Below are 18,789 nucleotides of genomic sequence, written 5' to 3'. Positions count from 1 at the left end.
AAGCCCTGCCGCATCCGAGACCCCAGGTCAAGCACGCTTTTCGCTTGACCTGGGGTCTCGGATGCGGCTGCCTCAGGTGCGATGCGACGGGAGGGGCCCACCACCCCAACGCAACCCACTACGAAACGAAACCCCCGGAGGCGGCCCCTCTTTGAGCTGAGCCGGGGTCCGGGGCGGAGCCCCGAGCAGTAAAACGCGACCACGCACCAAACCGGCAGCCAAGGCGCAACCACGCACGAAACCGGCAGCCAAGGAAAGTCAGCGCGTCAACACAACGCGACCCACCACGAAAGCCGCCGCGTCAACACAAACAGCAGACGAGACAAACAGGCAGACGAGGGACAGGACAGTGGTCCGAACGACCCGAGACACGACGAAGCCCTCGCACGCGAGGGTGTGCGAGGGCCACGTCAGTCGTTAGTAGTAAGGGACAACAGCAGAGGAGATCAGGCGAGCCTGATCACGCCGTAGTCGAATCCCTTCCGGCGGTAGACGACGCTGGGGCGTCCGCAGTCAGCGTCTGAGAACAGGTAGAAGTCGTGTCCGACCAGTTCCATCTCGTAGAGGGCCTGGTCGACCGTCATGGGCTTCGCGGTGTGCTCCTTCTCGCGCACTACGCGTCCGGGAAGCTGGTCTTCGAGGCCGTCGTCCCACCTCTGCGCGGGCACTTCCGCCATGCCCTCGTAGTCGGCCTCGGGTGCGTCGAGCACCGCGGTCTTGCCGCGGCGTGATGCTTGGGCTTGGCCGTTGGCTTCGGCCATCTCCCCCAGTCCGCTTGTCGCTTCCGCCACCGAAATCGGGCCACGGCGCCCGTGGTGGACGCGCCTCCGGTCGTGCGACCGACGGAGACGGTTCTCGAGCTTCGCGACCGCTGAGTCGAGCGCGGCGTAGAAGTCACCCGCGCAGGCTTCGGAACGGACTACGGGTCCACGTCCCTTGCCGGTGATTTCGACCCGTTGGCAGTTCTTCGACTGCCGACGGTTCGGTTCGTGGAAAAGCTCCACGTCGAAGCGGATGACCTTGCGGTCGTAGCGCTCAAGCCGGGCCAGCTTTTCGGCGACGTGCACCCTGTAGTGATCGGGCACCTCGACGTTGCGGCCCTTAACGACGATGTCCATACACGACCTCCCTCGCCTTTGCTGCGAGCTTTGGCATTGGACTGATTTGGGCGCCGTGGCGATCTTCAGACCGCCGGAGATGTCGCTGAGGGTCGTCCCCCGCGCTTCACGGCGCCAGGGTCATGGGCTGTTCGCCTCCTCCCCGCGGGCCGGTAGCGCTGATAGCGGTGCACGTTAGCTCGGGATTCGTTCCGGCGACAGCCCCCGAGCCGGGGGAACTCCAGGAAAATTCCTTGAGTACGTAGCGTGACGACCGTGGGCCACCCACCGTGTGCCGAGCGTGCCACGACCCGCGCCCCACCGCAGGATGCTCACCCGGACGGCGCAGCACCGCACCGGCACCCGTCGGCAGCGTGACTGCATCGAACGGGCCTGATCGCGGCGTCATACCCGGCCAACGGACGGGACGCTCGTCATGTTCCCGAAACGCCGAAGAGATCCGAGCGGATGAGAGATATTCGCAAACGATGCTGACCAGCGGTTATTCCCTTAATGCCTGATCACGGCATTTCTGTGCGGGAGCAACAAATACTGCCCAGTACGTTCTCGGTATCACCTCGGTGGACCCCAGTCCGGTTCCCGATCTTGACCCAACACCTCCTTGTTGCGAACGACCTGCGCAAACAGCGGAACGAAACTCGACGCATTGATCGACTTGGCGGCACCAACTTCACCCGTGTGGGCGGCGACGAAAGGGACCAATCGAGACGCACTTGGCGGACGTCCACATCGGCCGCCTCAGTGGAGCCCCACGGCCGCCGTCAGCACCAGGACCGCGGCCACGTCCACGCGCGACGCCGCCAGCGCGGCCACACATGCCCTGGCAGTCGCACCGCTGGTCACCACGTCGTCGAGCAGCACGACTGGCCCTGAAGGCGGCGCCCGCCGCACGCTCAGCCGGCCGCGCAGATTGGCGTCACGCGCGGAAGCATCCAACCCGACCGAGTCGCGGACACCGTTCGCCAGCCGGAGAACCGGAGCGACCGTCGCCCCGTGAACACTCTCCGCGATTCTCACCATGTGGGAGCCGCCGCGGAGGCGAGCGGCGCGCGGGGTCGACGGCGCCGGTACGAGGGTCCACGGCCGCGGCGCCAGCATCGGCAGGGCCACCGCCACGAAGGCGCCGAACCACGCCGCCAGCGCGCGCCGGCCGCGCTCCTTGAACGCCAGCACGAGCTCGCGCGCGGCACCGTGGTAGTCGGCCAGCGCGTAGACCGGCGGACCCACACCGGGCACACGGACATCGACTGGCGGCCCGAACGAGGCGACACACGAAGGGCACGCCTCGAAGTCCGGGGCGCCACAGCCGGCACAGCGCAGCGGGACCACGAGGTTCAGAAGATTCATGCCCGAAGGATTGCACCGGGGTCTGACAGTTTCAGGTACGCGCAGGTCAGCCTGGGTAGAACACCACGACGTCGCCCTCGGGGCGCACCCCGGTGGACCGCCACACGTCGGTGATGTCCGACGCCGTCCACAGCCCGCTGTGGTCCACGGCGATCACCGCGCGCGAGACCGCGGCGGTCACCGACGTGACCGGCACGGTCAGGTTGGACTGGTTGTAGCGCTCGTACTTCGAACCGTCCAGGTACACGCGCGTGACCGGGTTGGCGGGCAGCGACGACGACACCACCATCACGTCCTGCGACAGCCAGTCCAGCGACTGCACGGCCGCACCGAGCACGGAAGGCAGCAGCTGCCGCGGCGTGCGGATCGACACGGACGCGTCCTGCGGGTTGCGCACGACGGCGGCGACGTACAGCTTGCCGCCGATGACCATGCCGACTCGCGTGCCGTCGCGGGACAGCCGCAGCTCGGTGATCTGGCCGAACCCCGACAGCTCCGCGGTGTTCACCGCCGACGCCGTCCACACACCGTTGTCCGAACGCGTCACGCGGGCGACATTCGTGCCGTCGGCGACCGTCCAGACCTCGTTGGACGGCTGGCGCGCCTCACCGCTGACCAGCCACGTCGGGCGCGTCAGAGAAGCAGAGGGCAGCGCCACCTCGGCGAGCCCCTGGTCCTTGTCGCCCACCAGGAGCCGCATGCCGTTGCCGGCCTTGCCGACGACCGCCAGCCGCGAACCGTCCAGCGACTGCGCCCCCGACACGGCGTTGTAGGAACCGTCCCCCGCCGGGCCCTTGATCGGGTTGCCGTCGCCGAACGACCGCACCGAGCCGCCCGCGACGATCATGCCGCGCTCGTCCGGGTTCGGGGTGATCAACGATTCACCGGACCACGCGACCACGTCCGACGGACGCCACTCGCGGCGGTCCGGCAGGATCGGCGCGCCCTCGACGAGCACCCGGATGCGGGACGAAGTCACGCCGGACAAGGACTTCACGACCTGCGCCACGATCTGTTTGCGCGACTGCGGCGTCAGATCACCGAGTTTGGAGAGGTTCACTTCGAGCGCGCCGTCGTCGGCTTCCTTGGTGGCGGCGTGGAAACCGGCCCGCTCACCCAGTGCGGAGAACAACGCGCCGCGCACACCGACACCCGGCCCGCGCACGAGCAGCTCGCTGACGCGCTGCGGGATCCCGGTCGACGGCGGGATGACGATGTACCGCGCGTCCGGCACCAGCACGGTGAACTCGGGGTTGTAGAAGTACAGCGTGACCCGCTTGTAGTTCTCCAGGAACCGCGACTGCGTCATGTAGACGCCGTCCGGCGGCTCCGAGATGCGCCACTGGCCGTCGGCGTTCTTCTCGACCCGGATCCCCACGTTCAGGTCCGTCGTCAGCGGCACGAACGAGCTGTCCGGCTCCAGCCGGCCCAGGTTCTTGCCCTGCAACAGGACGACCTGCTGCTTGTCCAGCGGCGTCTGCGACGTCGGCACGGTCGAGAAGCCGGGGTCGATGATGGTGGGCGACTTGGTCTCCCACCGCTTACGCGCGTCGTCGGTCAGGTACGCCTTCGCCTCGGCGAAGTCGCCGTCCGGGTTCGCCGACGCGTCGACGAAGTCGCGCACCAGCGTCAGCGCGTCGATGTCCTTCGCGGGCTGCGGCGCGTTGACCGGGTTGTTCCTGGACTCCGACGGGTCGATCGGCTTCGGCTGCGTGTTGGTCGGGATCGCGGCGCACCCCGCCAGAACCCCAGAAGACAGAACAACAGCGAGCAGGCCCACGAACAGGCGCCTCACCGGACCTCCTCGCGCTCCGCGTCGACGGGTTCGGCCGGCTGCCAGGTGATCTCCTCCGGCGTCAGCTCGACCTCTTCGGCCTCCTCGACGGGAACGGACTCGACCACGCTCACGTGCGGCAGGTTCTCCGGCGCGAGCGGCAACGGGCTGCTCACGGGCTCGTTGCCGTAGGTGCGCGGCAGGGTCAGCCGGAACACGGCGCCGTGGCCCTGTTCGCCCCACGCCTCCAGCCAGCCGCCGTGCAGGCGGGCGTCCTCGAGCGAGATGGAGAGACCCAGGCCGGTGCCGCCGGTCCGCCGGTTGCGCGACGGGTCCGCGCGCCAGAACCGGCTGAACACCAGCTCCGCCTCACCGGGCCGCAGGCCGACGCCGTGGTCCCGCACGGTGATCGCGACGGCGTGCTCGTCGCCGCGCATGGTCAGCTCGACCGGCTGGCCCTCGCCGTGGTCGACGGCGTTCGCCAGCAGGTTCCGCAGGATCCGCTCGACGCGCCGCGAGTCGAGCTCGGCGGTGACCTCCTCGTCCGGCAGGTCCATGACGATCGTCGAACCCGCGGTGTTCGCGATGGCCCGCACCGAGTCGTGCGCCCGCCGCGCCAGCACCCGCAGGTCGACCTGCTCGGCCGCCAGTTCCTCGACGCCCGCGTCGAGCCGGGAGATCTCCAGCAGGTCGCCGAGCAGCGACTCGAACCGGTCCAGCTCGTCGACCAGCAGCTCGGTGGACCGGGCGAGCCCGGACGGGAACTGCTCACGCGAGGCGTGCAGCACGTCCGCGGCCATCCGCACGGTCGTCAACGGCGTGCGCAGCTCGTGCGAGACGTCCGAGGTGAACCGGCGCTGCAGCTGGCCGAACTCCTCCAGCTGCCGGATCTGCGCCTGGATGCCCTCGGCCATCTCGTTGAACGCCTCCGCGAGGCGCGCGACGTCATCCTCGCCGACCACCGGCATCCGCTCGTCGAGCGAGCCGTCGGCGAACCGTTCGGCGACCTCGGCGGCCTGCCGCACCGGGCGGACCACCTGGCGCGTGACCAGGTTCGCGATGAGCGCCAGCAGCATCAGGAGCACGATGCCGCCGATCAGCAGCGTGTTCTGCACGACCTCGGCCGTGCGCTGCTCGGCGGTCAGAGGGAAGATCAGGTAGAGCTGCATCGCCCTGGACGAGCTGTTCACCGGCACGCCGACGACCAGCAGCGTGGTGGGCGTGCCGCCGCGGTTCACGGTGTGGATCTGCGACGCGGCCTTGGCGCTCTTCTCCACCTGGGCGCGCAACTGCGCCGGGACGTCCTCGATCGGTCCCTCAGAGGGCGCGCGGCCGGTGGAGTCGACGTTCTCGCCGTCGACCAGCACCGGCTCGAACGCGCCGGCGCCCGCGGTGGTGGCGTCCTGACCCGAGCCGCCGGTCGCCAGCTTGTTGATCGCGCTGATGAACCGCGCCTTGACGCTGTCCGGACCGGGGTTGAGGCCCGCGAGCTCGGCCTGGATCGTCGCCTGGCTCGCGCGCGCCTGCCGCGTGGCGGCCTGCTCCTTGGTCGTGAGCAGCTGGCCGGTGATCTGCATCTGCAGGACCATGCCCAGCACGAACACGACCGCGGACGACAGCGCCAGCGTCGACACGACGACCCTCAGCTGCAGCGAACGGCGCCACAGCTCCCCGAACCTGGTCCAGCGCCGTCGTGCTTCGTCGACAATGCGCTGGACCCGTTCCACGACCGGTCGGACCAGCTTCATACGTCCATTCTCCGCGCGGCGGGCATCACGGAGGGCCCGCCTTGTACCCGACGCCGCGCACCGTCAGCACGACCTCGGGGTGCTCGGGGTCGCGCTCCACCTTGGACCGCAGCCGCTGCACGTGGACGTTCACCAGGCGCGTGTCGGCGGCGTGGCGGTAACCCCACACCTGCTCGAGCAGCACCTCGCGGGTGAACACCTGGCGCGGCTTGCGCGCGAGCGCGACCAGCAGGTCGAACTCGAGCGGGGTCAGCTGGATCGGGCGGCCCTCGCGCAGCACCTCGTGACCGGGGACGTCGATCGTCAGGTCACCGATCTGCAGCACCTCGGCCGGCTCGGCCTCGGTCCGGCGCAGGCGCGCCCGGATGCGGGCCACCAGCTCCTTCGGCTTGAACGGCTTGACCACGTAGTCGTCGGCGCCCGACTCGAGGCCGAGCACGACGTCGACCGTGTCGCTCTTGGCGGTCAGCATCACGATGGGCACGCCGGACTCGGAACGGATCGCCTTGCAGACGTCGATCCCGTTCATGCCCGGCAGCATCAGGTCGAGCAGCACGAGGTCCGGCTTGAGCTCGCGCAGCGCGGGCAGGGCACGCGCACCGTCGGCGACCACCGCGGTGTCGAAACCCTCCCCACGCAACACGATGGTCAGCATCTCCGCCAGGGCGGGGTCGTCGTCGACGACGAGCACGCGTGCCTTCATGCCCAACATCGTTGCACTGCCGCTCGCGCGTTCGCGCACCGCCCAGGCTCCGCCGCCGATCCCGTAGCTGCTGGTGGCGGTCTGCGTCCGTTGCGTAACCATGCGCACCTCGCCCGGATAGGTCCGTTCGTTTGCCGGACTATCCGTACGGGACTCACATTTCGTTACCGGTCAGTTGCCGAACCAGGCTCGCGAAGTTCACCTGTGACGCTCCGTCGATCACCAGCCAGGGCGCCAACCACCCGTCCGTGGCAAGTCCCTCGTACACCGCTGCGCAGCGTTCCTGCAGGCCACCGTCTGATTCGTAGAGGTCGCGGGCACGTTCCAGCTCGGCCTGCTCGCGCCGGGCAGCCCGGTCCGCGGCCACGTGCGTCGGCACGCGCAGGAGCAGGTGCAGGTCGGGAACGGGCAGCTCGAACCGGTCGATCTCCAGCGCCCGGACCCACTCGACGAACTCGCCTCGCGCGTCCTGGTGCAGCCGGGCAGCGCCGTAGGCGGCATTCGAGGCCACGTACCGGTCGAGCAGCACGACGTCGTATTTGTCCAGGTCGGCACGGATGTCGTCGGCCGCGTCACGCCGGTCCAGCGCGTACAGGACGGACATCCCGTGCACCGAGCCGGTCAGGTCGCCGAGCCGGCCGTGCAGCGCGTCGCGCACGAGATCCGCGTGGACGTCGACGCCGTAGCGCGGGAAGGCGCCGCTCGTGACCGTCGCCCCCTCGTCGGCGAGCGCCTTGGTCAGTCCGTTCGCGAGCGTGCGCTTGCCGGCCCCGTCCAGGCCTTCGATCACCACGAGCTTTCCCACCGCTCAAGCGTAATGACCACTCGACTGGCCGCACCGCATCCCCCACACGGGCGAAAAGAGATCTTTCGGTCACCAGATCGAGTGACTACGGTGAACAGTCACACGGCCGTGTGGAAGGTGGTGCCGCGGTGACCGCGGATTCCGGGCACGCCGAATCGGTTGACGGGCCGATCGGCCACCCGACTGGGGGTTTGCCGTCCCCGCTTGCCGAGACGCTGCGTTACGGGCCGTTCCACCGCGCGCTACGCGAGGCGATCGCCCATCGCGGCCTCTCGCTCGCCCGCCTGCGCGCACATCTCGAGCAACTGGGCGTCCAGGTCGGCCAGTCCACCCTGTCGTACTGGCAACGGGGACTGCGGCACCCGGAGATCCCGCGGGCGATCTCGACCGTGCGCGCGCTGGAAAGCGTGCTCCGCCTGCCACCCGAGTCGTTGCTGGCTCTGATCGGCCCGCGGCCGCAGCCCTATGCACCCCGGCCCGTGCCCGCCGCGTTCGCCGAGCTCGCCTCCGCGTGGGCCGAGACCGCGCCGCTGCTCGCGGAGTTCGACGCCGTGCCGGAGAGCGCGCGTGGCAACGCGGACCTCGAAGTCCTGTCGGTGCACGACACCGTGTCCATCGGGATGCACCGCGAGCAGCGGGCGATCACGACCCGGCTCGTCGTGCGGGCGCTGCGGCAGGGCCCCGACCGCTACCTGGCCGTACACCAGGGCGACGAGGGCTCGTTGATCGACAACGCGCTGGTGCGCGCGGGCGAGGGCTGTCGGCAGGGGCGGCTGCGAAGGCAGGCGGCGTCGCGCGGTCTGGCGGTGGAACTGCTGTTCGACCGCAGGCTCGCCGAGGGCGAGGAACACGTCTTCAGCTTCACCATCGTCGACGACACCGGCGGTCCCACGCCCGGCCACCACCGGACGTTCCGCGATACCTGCTCGTCGTACCTGCTGCAGCTGTCTTTCCATCGGCGCGCGCTGCCCGCCCGGTGCATCAAGCAGTTCCGGGTCTCCGCCGAGTCGACCCCGGTCGACGTCGAGGAGCTCGTCTGCGGACTCGGGGGCGTGGTCAGCGCCTACTACGGCGAGGTCGGGCCAGGCATCGCGGGCATCGCGGTCGAGTGGACATGACGGACCGGGTCCGGCTCTGCGAGCTGTTCGACGCGGAAATCGCGTCGCACAACGAGCGGTTCCGGGCGGCGGCCGCCATCCGGTCGGGTGAACGGGTGCTCGACTTCGGCTGCGGCACCGGCGAGTCGACGCGCCAGGCCGCTTCGATCGCCGAATCCGTGCTCGGTCTGGACATTTCACCCGATCTGCTGAACCACGCGCGCGAGTTGAGCACCGGACTGTCCAACGTGACCTTCGAGCTGGGCGACGCCCAGGTGCACGGCTTTCCCGCGGGCGCGTTCGACGTCGCGATCAGCAGGTTCGGGTCGATGTTCTTCACGGATCCGGTCGCCGCTTTCACCAACGTCCGGCGCGCGCTGCGGCCCGGCGGACGGCTCGTGCTGCTCGTATGGCAGGGCCGTGCGCACAACGAGTGGGCGTCGGTGATCAACCCCGACGGTGTGGAGTCCGGGGCGTTCTCGCTCGGCCGGCCGGTGGACGTGGTGCGGGTGCTCGGGCTGGCCGGGTTCGGCGAGGTCGCTTTCGAGGACGTCCACGAACCCGTCTACTACGGGCCGGATGCCGAGACGGCGATGGACTTCGTGACATCACTGCAGGACACCAAGAAGCGGCTCGCCAAGCGGGCTGGGGCCGAGCGGGAACAAGAGCTGCAGAGACTGCGGTCGGCCGTGGCGAACCACACCACGGCCGACGGCGTCTTCTTCGACTCACGGGCGTGGGTCATCACGACCCGGCGCCCCTGAGATCAGTAGCGGTAGTGCTCCGGCTTGAACGGGCCCTCGACGTCCACGTCGATGTAGTCGGCCTGCTCCTTCGTCAGCTTCGTGAGCTGACCGCCGAGCGCCGCGAGGTGGATCTTCGCGACCTTCTCGTCGAGCTTCTTCGGGAGGCGGTAGACCTCCTTGTCGTACTCCTTGTACTTGGTGAACAGCTCGACCTGCGCGATCACCTGGTTGGAGAAGGAGTTCGACATCACGAACGACGGGTGGCCCGTGGCGTTGCCCAGGTTGAGCAGACGGCCCTCGGACAGCACGATGATCGACCGGCCGGACGGGAAGACCCACTCGTCGACCTGCGGCTTGATGTTGATCTTCCGCACACCGGGGTAGCGGGCGAGGCCGGCCATGTCGATCTCGTTGTCGAAGTGGCCGATGTTGCCGACGATCGCCTGGTGCTTCATGGCGGCCATGTGCTCGACCATCACCACGTCCTTGTTGCCCGTGGTCGTGATGATGATGTCCGCACGGTCGAGCACGTCCTCGAGGCGCTGCACGTCGTAGCCGTCCATGGCGGCCTGCAGTGCGCAGATCGGGTCGATCTCGGTGATGATGACGCGGGCGCCCTGGCCGCGCAGTGACTCGGCGGCGCCCTTGCCGACGTCGCCGTAGCCGCAGACGACCGCGACCTTGCCGCCGATCAGCACGTCCGTGCCGCGGTTGATGCCGTCGATCAGCGAGTGGCGGATGCCGTAGCGGTTGTCGAACTTCGACTTGGTGACCGCGTCGTTGACGTTGATCGCCGGGAACAGCAGCTCGCCCTGCGCGGCCAGCTGGTACAGCCGCATGACGCCGGTCGTGGTCTCCTCGGTGACGCCGCGGATGCCCTCGGCGATCTTGGTCCACTTGCCGTTGTCGGCCTCGAGCGAGCGCTTGAGCAGGCCGAGGAAGACCTTCCACTCGTCGGAGTCGTCCTCCTCCGGCGCGGGCACGACGCCGGCCTGCTCGTACTGACGGCCCTTGTGGACGAGCATGGTGGCGTCGCCGCCGTCGTCCAGGATCATGTTCGGGCCGCCGCCGTCCGGCCACGTGAGCATCTGCTCACACGTCCACCAGTACTCCTCCAGCGTCTCGCCCTTCCAGGCGAACACCGGGACGCCCTTGGGCTCCTCCTCGGTGCCGTGCGGGCCGACGACCACGGCCGCGGCGGCGTGGTCCTGGGTGGAGAAGATGTTGCAGGACGCCCAGCGGACCTCGGCGCCGAGCGACACGAGGGTCTCGATCAGGACAGCGGTCTGCACGGTCATGTGCAGCGAGCCGGAAACGCGGGCGCCCTTGAGCGGGTACACCTCGGCGTACTCCCGGCGCAGCGCCATCAGGCCGGGCATCTCGTGCTCGGCGAGCCTGATCTCCTTGCGGCCGAACTCGGCCTGCGAGAGGTCGGCGACGGCGTAGTCGACGCCGTTGCGAATTTGCAGCCGTTCGGCAGTCATCGGGGTTCCTTCCAGGCACGATCGGGACGTACGGATCGACCCTACCGTCCGCCACGCCGATCAACTGCGGTCAGCTGCAACTCGATCCCGATGCACCACTATGGCTCGAGCATTTGTTGAGGAGGTCTCGTGCTCATACCCGGCCCGGACACCCGTGTCGTCGAACTGCGGGTGCACGGCGTACAGGGCACGACGCCACATTCGCTGGTAGACGCCGTGGCGGCGGTGGACGTGGCCGGTGACGGCGTCGGCCGCATCGTCCGGCCCGCGGACCGGTTGCGCAGGCCCGCGCCAGGCCCCGTCCTGCAGGCCGAAGGGCGGCCGATCCCGCGCACCATCGAGGGGTACATCTGGGGTGGGATGACGTCCGGCGGGTGGGCGAAGGCCACCTGGGCGCTGCTCTTCCCGTTCTGCATGGCCAACGTCGCGCACTGGATGCTGCCGCCCGTGCCGGAACGGCTCGTGCCGCACGTCCTTGGCCTCGCGCTGCGGTCGCTGCTGCGGGTGTTCGCGCTGCTGCTGACCGTGCTGCTGGTCGCGCAGGTCGCGGTGATCAGCATGGACCTGCTCGCCGGCCAGTGCCTCGCGACCAGGTCGTCGTGCCTGTCGAGCGTGCCCGGCCCGCTGCGGTCGGTGCCGTGGGTGCGGTCCGCCGTCGCGTTCCTGCCCGTGCTCCTCACGATCTTCGTGTTGCGCCGCGTCTCCCACGTCGACTGGCGCATCGAACGCCGCGAGATGGCGATGGCGTCCGAAGAGGAGCACCACGAACCGTCCGGCCTGCCCGGCGCGCACGTCGCGACGGACCCGGACACCCCGGCGCTGCGCTCGTTGCACATCGTCGCGGCGCTCGCCGTCGCGTGCCTGATCGCGCTGGGCGGCCCGCTGCGCCAGCTGGTCGTGCCGCCGGGCGCGGTGGGTACGGCGCTGTTCGCGGCGTGGGTCGCCGCGCTGGTCCTCATCGGACTGAGCTTCCTCGGCGTGCTGCTGCTCGACGACCCGACCGGCGGCGCCCCGAATCGCGGCGGCCGCTGGCTGCGTGCCGCGTTGGAACGAACACCGCGACGGATCCTGTTCGGCCTCTCACTGCTGCTGGTCGTGGTGACGGTCTTCCTGTTGCGACAGTTGCCTGATCGCGTCCACGGCGCGGACACGACCGTGCAGATCGTCGCGTCGCTGATGGCCTTTGTGGCCGTCCTTTTCGGACTACTGCTGGTGCCCGCCGCGTTGCTCGCGCGCTCGACGTGGAAGGGGCTGCCGCGCGAGCTGCGCCCGTGGGCCGGTGGCTGGATGGCCGCCCCGGTGATGGCCGTGGCCGGGTTGCTCGGCGGCGGCTTCGGCGCGGGCGTGGCGCTGGCCGTGCGCAGGGCGCTCGGTTCGGGGATGGTGCTGCCGCGCGGGTACGACTACATCACCCTGCTGTGGGGCTTCGCGGGTGTGCTGTTCCTGTTGGTGGGTCTGGGCGTTGCGTCGATGACCGGCGCCGTGCGGTGGCGCGCGTTCCGCAAGGGCAAGCTCTGGGCCCGCGAGGCGTCTTTACTGCACGCGGGACGCCCTCGTGACCTGCGTACCGCCACGCGCGCCTGGTGGTGGGCGCGCTGGGAACGCAACCACGGCCACCACGTGATCCTGCTCGTGGCGTTCGTGCTGAGCGCCGGCACCCTGCCCGCCGCGTGGCTTCGGGTGCGCGAGATCGATCCTGGGTGGCTGCGCCCGTTCTCCGCGGTGGGTGTCGGTGTGCTCGGTGCGCTGGCCGTGTGGCTGTTGCGCGCCGTCTACCTCGCCGCGCGCGAACCCGAGCGTGGTCGCCGGTTGGGGATCATGGCGGACATCGCGTCGTTCTGGCCGCGCGAGGCGCATCCCGTTGTGCCGCCTTGTTATGCGCTCAAGGTCGTGCCGGAGCTGGTGTCTCGGGTGCGCGATCATCTGCGTGATCCGGGTACTCGGGTTGTGCTCTGTGGACACTCGCAGGGGTCTTTACTGGTCGCTGTCGCCGCGGCTCGGTTGCTGGAGGAGTTGCCTCCGCACGACCGGGAACGGATCGGGCTGGTGACCGCGGGATCGCAGTTGCAGTGGGCTTATCCGCGGGCCTTCCCCGCGGTCGTGCCGCACGCTTCGCTGGCTCGGCTGGCCGGCGGGTTGGATGGGCGGTGGCGGTCGCTCTGTCGTGGGACGGATCCCTTGGGTGGGGCCGTGATGACGTGGCAGCGGCAGGTTTACGACGGGATGCTGCTCGGGGTCGGGTATCGGGCGGATGGGTCCGAGGGGGCTTTGTCGCCTGCTCTGCGTGGGCCTACCGGGGCTTTGGTGCTCGGTGGGGATCACTGGTTGCCGGATCCGCAGCGGGGGCCGTTTCCGGGGCGGCGGTGGGCTTCCGGGGTGCGGGCGCATTCCGACTACACGTCTGATCCCGAGTGGGATCGGGCGGTTGCCATCGCTGCGGGGTTGGCGCAGGTCGAGTCGGCTGAGGGGCCTTCGCTGCCTTCGGCTCGGCGTGGGCCTGCCGTGGGGGCTGAGCGTGGGCCACGGCCCCCCGGTGTCCAGCCTACCGACGAGGTCTGACAGTTTCGGTGAACGTGCAGGTCGAGGCGTTGGCGACGGCTCGCGGCGTTGGGCCACGGCCCCCAGCGTCCAGCCTATCGACCGGGTCTGACAATTCCGGCGAGCCCGCTGGCAGGTCCGACGGAACTGTCGGTCCCCCTCGCTAGCCTGGATACGGGGGCAGCTCACAACCACGAGCGCAAGACACACCCCCAGCCGACCGTAGCGCCAGGGTCCGACGCTCCTCAGTCGGCGAAGTGCGCGCCCAGCAGGCGGTCCGCCACTTCCGGACGGCCCGACTCGGCCAGCAGACCCGCCGGAGCCAGCACGTAGTGCTTGTCCACGGTCACCGCCGCGGACTTCAGCACCGGCCGCAACACCGAGTCGCCACGCAAGGTCTCCTCCACGGAAGCCACCGACGGCGCGTGCCGGAACACGCCACCCGACAACACCAGCAACCCAGCCCCCTGCGGCCCGAGCTGCCCGTCGACGAGCCGCAGGTGCCGCCGCACCGCCAGCACCGCCGCGAGCGAGGCCAGCCGCAGATCCACCGTGGAATCGTCGGCGATCCACGACACGTCGGCAGCGCGCTTGCGGGCCTCGGCTTCCAGGAACTCGCCCTCCGCAGCGGTGATCAGCCGCTCTGCCAACGCCTCCGCCACGACACCGGGAGCGGACCACCGCATGCCGAGGTCGCCCTCGACGGTCCGCCGGTCCGGCGGCAGAGCCACGGTTCGTTCCACACCAACGGAATCCACGGTGGACACGGCCGAGTAGACGTCCGTGGTGGCGCCGCCGACATCGACGACGAGCACCGCGCCCTCGCGGTCCTGGGCGGCCAGGCGCGACACCCCCGCCAGCACGGCGTCCGGCGTCACGGCACGCACCAGGCGGCGGAAGCGTGGGCCGCGAGAGAGTTTCTTGCCGCCGATCACATGATCCAGGAAGGCGGCACGGATGGCGCGGCGCGCCGGGTCCGGGTTCAGGCTGCCGACGTCCGGCAGGACGTTGTCGGTGGCGACGACCTTGCGGCTCTGCAACAACGAAAGGGCCGAAGCACGGGCGGAAGCGTTGCCCGCCAACACGATCGGCACGGCTACCCGGGACAGGCGGCGGGCGTTCTCCAACAGCACAGTCTCGTCGCCGCCGTCGGTTCCGCCGACCAGCAGCACGAGGTCGGGTGCGGCGGCCCGCAGGGCGCGCACGTCCACCGGGCCGGCGGACACGAACACGACCTTCGCGCCGGCGGACAGGGCTACGCGGTACCCGGCCTCGGCGCTCACGACTCGTTCCTGCCCCACAACGGCCAGCCGCAGGCCGCCGCCGGCCGACGAACAGGCCAGCACTGAGGAGGCGGTGCCGAGAGCGTCGACACCGCGCATGACCTCGTCGAGCGTGGTCGGGTGCTGGGCGGTCCGCACCAGGTCGCCGGAGTCGGACAGCAGCGCGGCCTTGGTCCAGGTGGACCCCACGTCCAGGCAGAGGATCACGTGTCCGCCTTTTCCTTCACGATTCGCATCCACTCGCCGAGTGCGCCCAGTTGCTCCTCGGTGAACAGGTCGATCAGGTAGGTGCGCACGGTCTGGACGTGGCCTGGCGCCAGCGACGCCTGCAGCTCGGCGCCCTCGGGGGTCAGCACCGCGACGATGCCGCGCTCGTCGGTTTCATGCCGTTCGCGGCGGACCAGGCCGGCGGACTCGAGCTTGCCGATCTGGTACGTCAGGGAACTCTTCGACACGACTACCTTGCGCGCGAGTTCGGTCATGCGCATCCGGTGGTCCGGCGCCAGCGACAGGACGACCAGGACGTTCCACTGCGCGTGCGAGATGCCCGCGTCACGCTGGAGTTGTTGCTCCAGTTGCCTTTCCAACAGGTGGTAGGCCTGGACGAAGTTGCGCCACGCGAAGCTCTCGACCTCCGATAGCCACCTCACCTCGTCCATATCGAGAGACAGTACAACGCCGGTGACCGGGCCGAACCCGGCCACCGGCGGGGTGAGTCACGAGCTGTAGAGCTGGCCCTTCGGCACGATCTGCTGCGTCGTGTTCGGGCTCGACCAGATGAGCTTCATGAACGCCTCACCCACGGTCTCCGCGTACTCGACCTTGATCGAGTACTTGCGCCCGGACTGCAACGCGATCGTGCCCTTGTCGACCCGGACCTGGTGCGGCGAGGAGGCGTCGACTACGAGTTTGCCGTCGATCCACACCCGCACCAGGTCGTCGGACACCGTCGTGAACGTGTAGGTGTCGCTGAACCTGGGCTGCACGAAACCGGTCCACCGCGCGGAGAAGTGGTCCGCCGCGATGTTCGGCGCGGGCGAGCCGTCGAACCGCCACGCGAAGTTGATCGTCGGGTCGACGCGGTGGGTCGGCGTGCCGGTCCAGTCGGACGTCGGGAAGTAGTCCACGGACAGACCGTTTCCGGTTCCGGCCGGAGCGGCCACCTCCGACTTCACCGTCAGCTCGATCACCGACGCGACGTCAGAAGTCTTGGCACCACTGGGTTTCACGTCGATGCCGTCGCCGGCCTTCGAGACCGTCACGGCCTGTGCGGAACCGAGCACGCGCGCCGCGGTCACGTCGAACGGCTCGAGTGCCTTGAGGTGCAACGAGTTCGCCCAGTCGTACACCGACAGGTAGAGCTTGTTGCCGTGCTGCGCGACCGCTCCCCACGCCGGGTCCGCGACCAGGCCCGCCGCCTCGGCGCCGTACACCGTGGCGCCCTGACCGTTCGCCGAGAGCCAGGAACCCATGGCGCGCAGGCGTTCCGCCTCGGGGGCCGGGATGCGGCCGAGCTTGTCCGGGCCGACGTTCAGCAGGTAGTTGCCGCCCCGGCTGGTGATGTCCAGCAGGTTGCGGGTCAGCGTCTTGCTGTCCTTGAAGTTGGTGTCCCACTTGGCGAAGCCCCACTTCTTGGGGATCGTCATGCAGGACTCCCAGAGCTGCCCGTCGATCGGCGCGGACGGGAACGTCTGCTCGGGCGTGCCGAAGTCGCCGTCGACCACGCGGCGTTCCTTCACGCCGGGCGCCCGCTTCGAGATCCGGTTGTTGATCACCAGCTCCGGCGAGGCGGCGCGCAGGTAGTCCTCGAGCTCGGCGCCGTCCTGCTTCGTCCACGGGTTGGGCGGATTGTCGGTGTCCCAGTCGCCGTCGAACCACAGCACGGCGGGGTCGTAGTTGTCGATCAGCTCGGTGAGCTGCGCCTTCATCCGTGCCTTGTACTTGCCGAACGTCGCGGCGTTGCGCGCGTCCGGGTCGTGCCAGTCCCAGGTCGAGTAGTAGAGGCCGAACTTGATGCCCTGGCGGTCCGCCTCCTGCTTGAGCTCACGCAGGATGTCGCGCTGCTTGTCGAACGACGAGTGGTCGCGCAGGTTCCACTTGTTGACCTTGGTGGGCCACATCGCGTAGCCGTCGTGGTGCTTCGACGTGATCACGATGTACTTCTGGCCGGCCGCCTTGGCGGTGCCTACGACCGCCTTCGCGTCGAACTGCGACGGGTTGAAGCTCTTGACGAGCTTCTCGTACTCGTTGACCGGCACCTTGCACTTGTTCATGATCCACTCGGCGTCCTGACAGACCGAGCCATCGGACCTCTTGTACTCACCTTCCAACTGCGAGTACGCGCCGAAATGAATGAACATGCCGAAGCCGGCGTCCCGGTACCAACTCGTCCGCGCCGATGTAAACGGATCATCGACCACGTGGTTGGTACCGGGACCAGCAAATGGCAACACCATCAGCACTGCGGTGAGCAGGGCACCGAGCATCGGCTCCTCCTTGAGCTCCATGGCGGCACCACGGAGCATGGAGGAGGAGAGATCGGATGTCTAGGGCTCTTCGTCGCGTTTGATGACGGGTTCCGGACGCACCTCGGCGTGCCCGGTCCGGCCCAGCACCGAGTGGCTGCGGCTGTACGCGAAGTAGACGACCACTCCGATGACCATCCAGATCAGGAACCGGACCCAGGTCAGCGCGGTCAGGTTCAGCATCAGCCACAGACAGGCCGCGATCGCGAGGATCGGCACCAGCGGCACCCACGGCACCCGGAACCCGCGGGGCAGATCCGGCCGCGTCTTGCGCAGCACCAGCACACCGGCCGACACCAGCACGAAGGCGAACAGCGTGCCGACGTTGACCATCTCCTCCAGCTTGCCCGCCGGGAAGAAGCCCGCCGCGACCGCGATGAGCACACCGATGATCAACGTGATCTTGACCGGGGTGCCGTGCGAGCCGGTCTTCGCCAGCGAACGCGGCAGCAGGCCGTCGCGCGACATGGCGAACAGGACACGGGTCTGGCCCAGCATCAGCACCATGACGACCGTCGTAAGACCGGCCAGCGCGCCGACCGAGATGACCGTCGCCGCCCAGTCCACGCCGTTGTCCGCGAACGCCGTCGCGAGCGTGGCCCTGGTGCCGTCCGGCTGCGTCTTGAGCTTGTCGTACGGGAGCATGCCGGTGATCACCAGTGACACCGCGACGTACAGCACGGTGACGATCGCCAGCGACCCGAGGATGCCGCGCGGCACGGCGCGCTGCGGGTTCTTCGTCTCCTCCGCGGTCGTCGCGACCACGTCGAAACCGATGAACGCGAAGAACACCAGCGAGGCCGCGGCGAGCAGGCCCAGCACGCCGTACGTGCTGCCGCTGTAGCCGGTGATCAGCGAGAACAGCGACTGCTCCAGGCCCGTGCCACCGGCGGCGGCGCCTTCGGCGGCCGGCGGGACGTACGGGCTGTAGTTCTCGGTGTTGATGTAGCCGATGCCCAGCACGATCACCAGCAGCACCACGGCCACCTTGACCGCGGTGATCACCGCGCTGACCCGCGACGACAGCTTCGTGCCGACGATCAGCAGCACGGTCAGCGTGCCGACCAGCAGCAACGCGCCCCAGTCGACCTCGTGCCCGCCGACCAGGAACGACGTCTTCACGTTGACGCCCAGGTACTTCAACACCGTCTGCAGGTAGATCGACCAGCCCTTGGCGACGGCGGCCGAACCGACCGCGAACTCCAGGATCAGGTCCCAGCCGATGATCCACGCGACGAACTCGCCGAACGTCGCGTACGAGAACGTGTACGCGCTACCGGCGACCGGCACCGTCGAGGCGAACTCGGCATAGCACAGCGCGGCCAACGCGCAAGCGATTGCGGCGAGCACGAACGCCAGCGACACCGACGGTCCCGCCAGGTCACCGGCGGTGCGCGCGGTGAGCGTGAAGATGCCGGCGCCGATCACCACCGCGACGCCGAAGACTGTCAGGTCCCAGGCTGTCAGGTCCTTGCGGAGCTTCGTGTCCGGCTCGTCGGTGTCCGCGATGGACTGCTCGATCGATTTGGTACGCCACAGACCGTTCCCCGGCACGGTGCCCCTCCTAGTCGCGGTGATCCGTTCGAATCACCCTAGAGGGTTAGGTGCCGGGGAATGCCAG

At 69.1% G+C, this 18,789-nt stretch carries 14 protein-coding genes; 3 read left to right on the top strand and 11 right to left on the bottom strand.

The window, feature by feature from the left end:
- Window positions 1–446: 446 nt before the first annotated feature.
- The 6 genes from hpf to QSK35_RS39295 all read right to left on the bottom strand — a co-directional run bounded on the left by hpf (window position 447) and on the right by QSK35_RS39295 (window position 7,495).
- Entirely contained in the window at window positions 447–1,118 is a 672-nt protein-coding gene (gene hpf, locus QSK35_RS39320; RefSeq protein ID WP_285753050.1) for a ribosome hibernation-promoting factor, HPF/YfiA family, read from the bottom strand.
- 738 nt (window positions 1,119–1,856) lie between these two features.
- Window positions 1,857–2,465, bottom strand: coding sequence for a ComF family protein (locus QSK35_RS39315; RefSeq protein ID WP_285753049.1), 609 nt, complete (start codon window positions 2,463–2,465; stop codon window positions 1,857–1,859).
- A gap of 46 nt (window positions 2,466–2,511) precedes the next feature.
- Entirely contained in the window at window positions 2,512–4,260 is a 1,749-nt protein-coding gene (locus tag QSK35_RS39310) for an LpqB family beta-propeller domain-containing protein (protein ID WP_285753048.1), read from the bottom strand.
- Window positions 4,257–5,987, bottom strand: a complete 1,731-nt coding sequence (mtrB, locus tag QSK35_RS39305; protein ID WP_285753047.1) for an MtrAB system histidine kinase MtrB — start codon at window positions 5,985–5,987, stop codon at window positions 4,257–4,259. The genes QSK35_RS39310 and mtrB overlap by 4 nt, the downstream gene beginning before the upstream one ends.
- A 25-nt stretch (window positions 5,988–6,012) precedes the next feature.
- A complete protein-coding gene (mtrA, locus tag QSK35_RS39300) occupies window positions 6,013–6,690 on the bottom strand; it encodes an MtrAB system response regulator MtrA (protein ID WP_121009184.1) in 678 nt (225 codons plus the stop codon).
- Between the two features lie 154 nt (window positions 6,691–6,844).
- Entirely contained in the window at window positions 6,845–7,495 is a 651-nt protein-coding gene (locus tag QSK35_RS39295) for a dTMP kinase (RefSeq protein ID WP_285753046.1), read from the bottom strand.
- A gap of 128 nt (window positions 7,496–7,623) precedes the next feature.
- Between QSK35_RS39295 and QSK35_RS39290 the strand changes: the two genes are divergently transcribed.
- Both QSK35_RS39290 and QSK35_RS39285 read left to right on the top strand, forming a co-directional pair.
- On the top strand, window positions 7,624–8,613 hold the full coding sequence (locus tag QSK35_RS39290; RefSeq protein ID WP_285753045.1) for a hypothetical protein: 990 nt from the start codon (window positions 7,624–7,626) through the stop codon (window positions 8,611–8,613).
- Window positions 8,610–9,356, top strand: coding sequence for a class I SAM-dependent methyltransferase (locus QSK35_RS39285; RefSeq protein ID WP_285753044.1), 747 nt, complete (start codon window positions 8,610–8,612; stop codon window positions 9,354–9,356). The genes QSK35_RS39290 and QSK35_RS39285 overlap by 4 nt, the downstream gene beginning before the upstream one ends.
- A gap of 2 nt (window positions 9,357–9,358) precedes the next feature.
- Here the strand turns inward: QSK35_RS39285 and ahcY are convergent, their stop codons facing one another.
- Window positions 9,359–10,822: an adenosylhomocysteinase gene (ahcY, locus tag QSK35_RS39280; RefSeq protein WP_285753043.1), complete on the bottom strand. Its 1,464-nt coding sequence runs from the start codon at window positions 10,820–10,822 to the stop codon at window positions 9,359–9,361.
- A 129-nt stretch (window positions 10,823–10,951) separates the two neighbouring features.
- Between ahcY and QSK35_RS39275 the strand changes: the two genes are divergently transcribed.
- Window positions 10,952–13,381, top strand: coding sequence for a hypothetical protein (locus tag QSK35_RS39275; RefSeq protein WP_285753042.1), 2,430 nt, complete (start codon window positions 10,952–10,954; stop codon window positions 13,379–13,381).
- Between the two features lie 224 nt (window positions 13,382–13,605).
- On the opposite strand, the gene QSK35_RS39270 is transcribed toward QSK35_RS39275, so the two are convergent.
- From QSK35_RS39270 to QSK35_RS39255, 4 genes are read right to left on the bottom strand one after another with little or no spacing between them, the layout of a single operon-like run.
- Window positions 13,606–14,850 (bottom strand): glutamate mutase L, encoded by a 1,245-nt coding sequence (locus tag QSK35_RS39270; protein WP_285753041.1) that lies wholly within the window; start codon window positions 14,848–14,850, stop codon window positions 13,606–13,608.
- The gene (locus QSK35_RS39265; protein WP_285753040.1) at window positions 14,847–15,302 is read right to left on the bottom strand and encodes a MarR family winged helix-turn-helix transcriptional regulator; all 456 of its coding nucleotides are present in this window, start codon (window positions 15,300–15,302) and stop codon (window positions 14,847–14,849) included. Before QSK35_RS39265 ends, QSK35_RS39270 begins: the two co-directional genes overlap by 4 nt.
- 57 nt (window positions 15,303–15,359) lie before the next feature.
- On the bottom strand, window positions 15,360–17,150 hold the full coding sequence (locus QSK35_RS39260; RefSeq protein WP_285753039.1) for an alpha-L-fucosidase: 1,791 nt from the start codon (window positions 17,148–17,150) through the stop codon (window positions 15,360–15,362).
- 39 nt (window positions 17,151–17,189) lie between these two features.
- On the bottom strand, window positions 17,190–18,722 hold the full coding sequence (locus QSK35_RS39255) for an amino acid permease (RefSeq protein ID WP_285753038.1): 1,533 nt from the start codon (window positions 18,720–18,722) through the stop codon (window positions 17,190–17,192).
- Window positions 18,723–18,789 lie beyond the last annotated feature (67 nt).

Source organism: Lentzea sp. NBRC 105346, assembly GCF_030269605.1.
Lineage (GTDB): Bacteria > Actinomycetota > Actinomycetes > Mycobacteriales > Pseudonocardiaceae > Lentzea.
The sequence above is the reverse complement of the archived record's forward strand: the minus strand, read 5'-3'. Positions and strand labels throughout refer to the sequence as shown.

Bases quoted from the DNA above. Each gene is read 5' to 3' on its own strand.
- hpf (WP_285753050.1), bottom strand. From the start codon at position 1,118: ATGGACATCGTCGTTAAGGGCCGCAACGTCGAGGTGCCCGATCACTAC.
- QSK35_RS39315 (WP_285753049.1), bottom strand. From the start codon at position 2,465: ATGAATCTTCTGAACCTCGTGGTCCCGCTGCGCTGTGCCGGCTGTGGC.
- mtrB (WP_285753047.1), bottom strand. From the start codon at position 5,987: ATGAAGCTGGTCCGACCGGTCGTGGAACGGGTCCAGCGCATTGTCGAC.
- mtrA (WP_121009184.1), bottom strand. From the start codon at position 6,690: ATGAAGGCACGCGTGCTCGTCGTCGACGACGACCCCGCCCTGGCGGAG.
- QSK35_RS39285 (WP_285753044.1), top strand. From the start codon at position 8,610: ATGACGGACCGGGTCCGGCTCTGCGAGCTGTTCGACGCGGAAATCGCG.
- ahcY (WP_285753043.1), bottom strand. From the start codon at position 10,822: ATGACTGCCGAACGGCTGCAAATTCGCAACGGCGTCGACTACGCCGTC.
- QSK35_RS39265 (WP_285753040.1), bottom strand. From the start codon at position 15,302: ATGGACGAGGTGAGGTGGCTATCGGAGGTCGAGAGCTTCGCGTGGCGC.
- QSK35_RS39260 (WP_285753039.1), bottom strand. From the start codon at position 17,150: ATGGAGCTCAAGGAGGAGCCGATGCTCGGTGCCCTGCTCACCGCAGTG.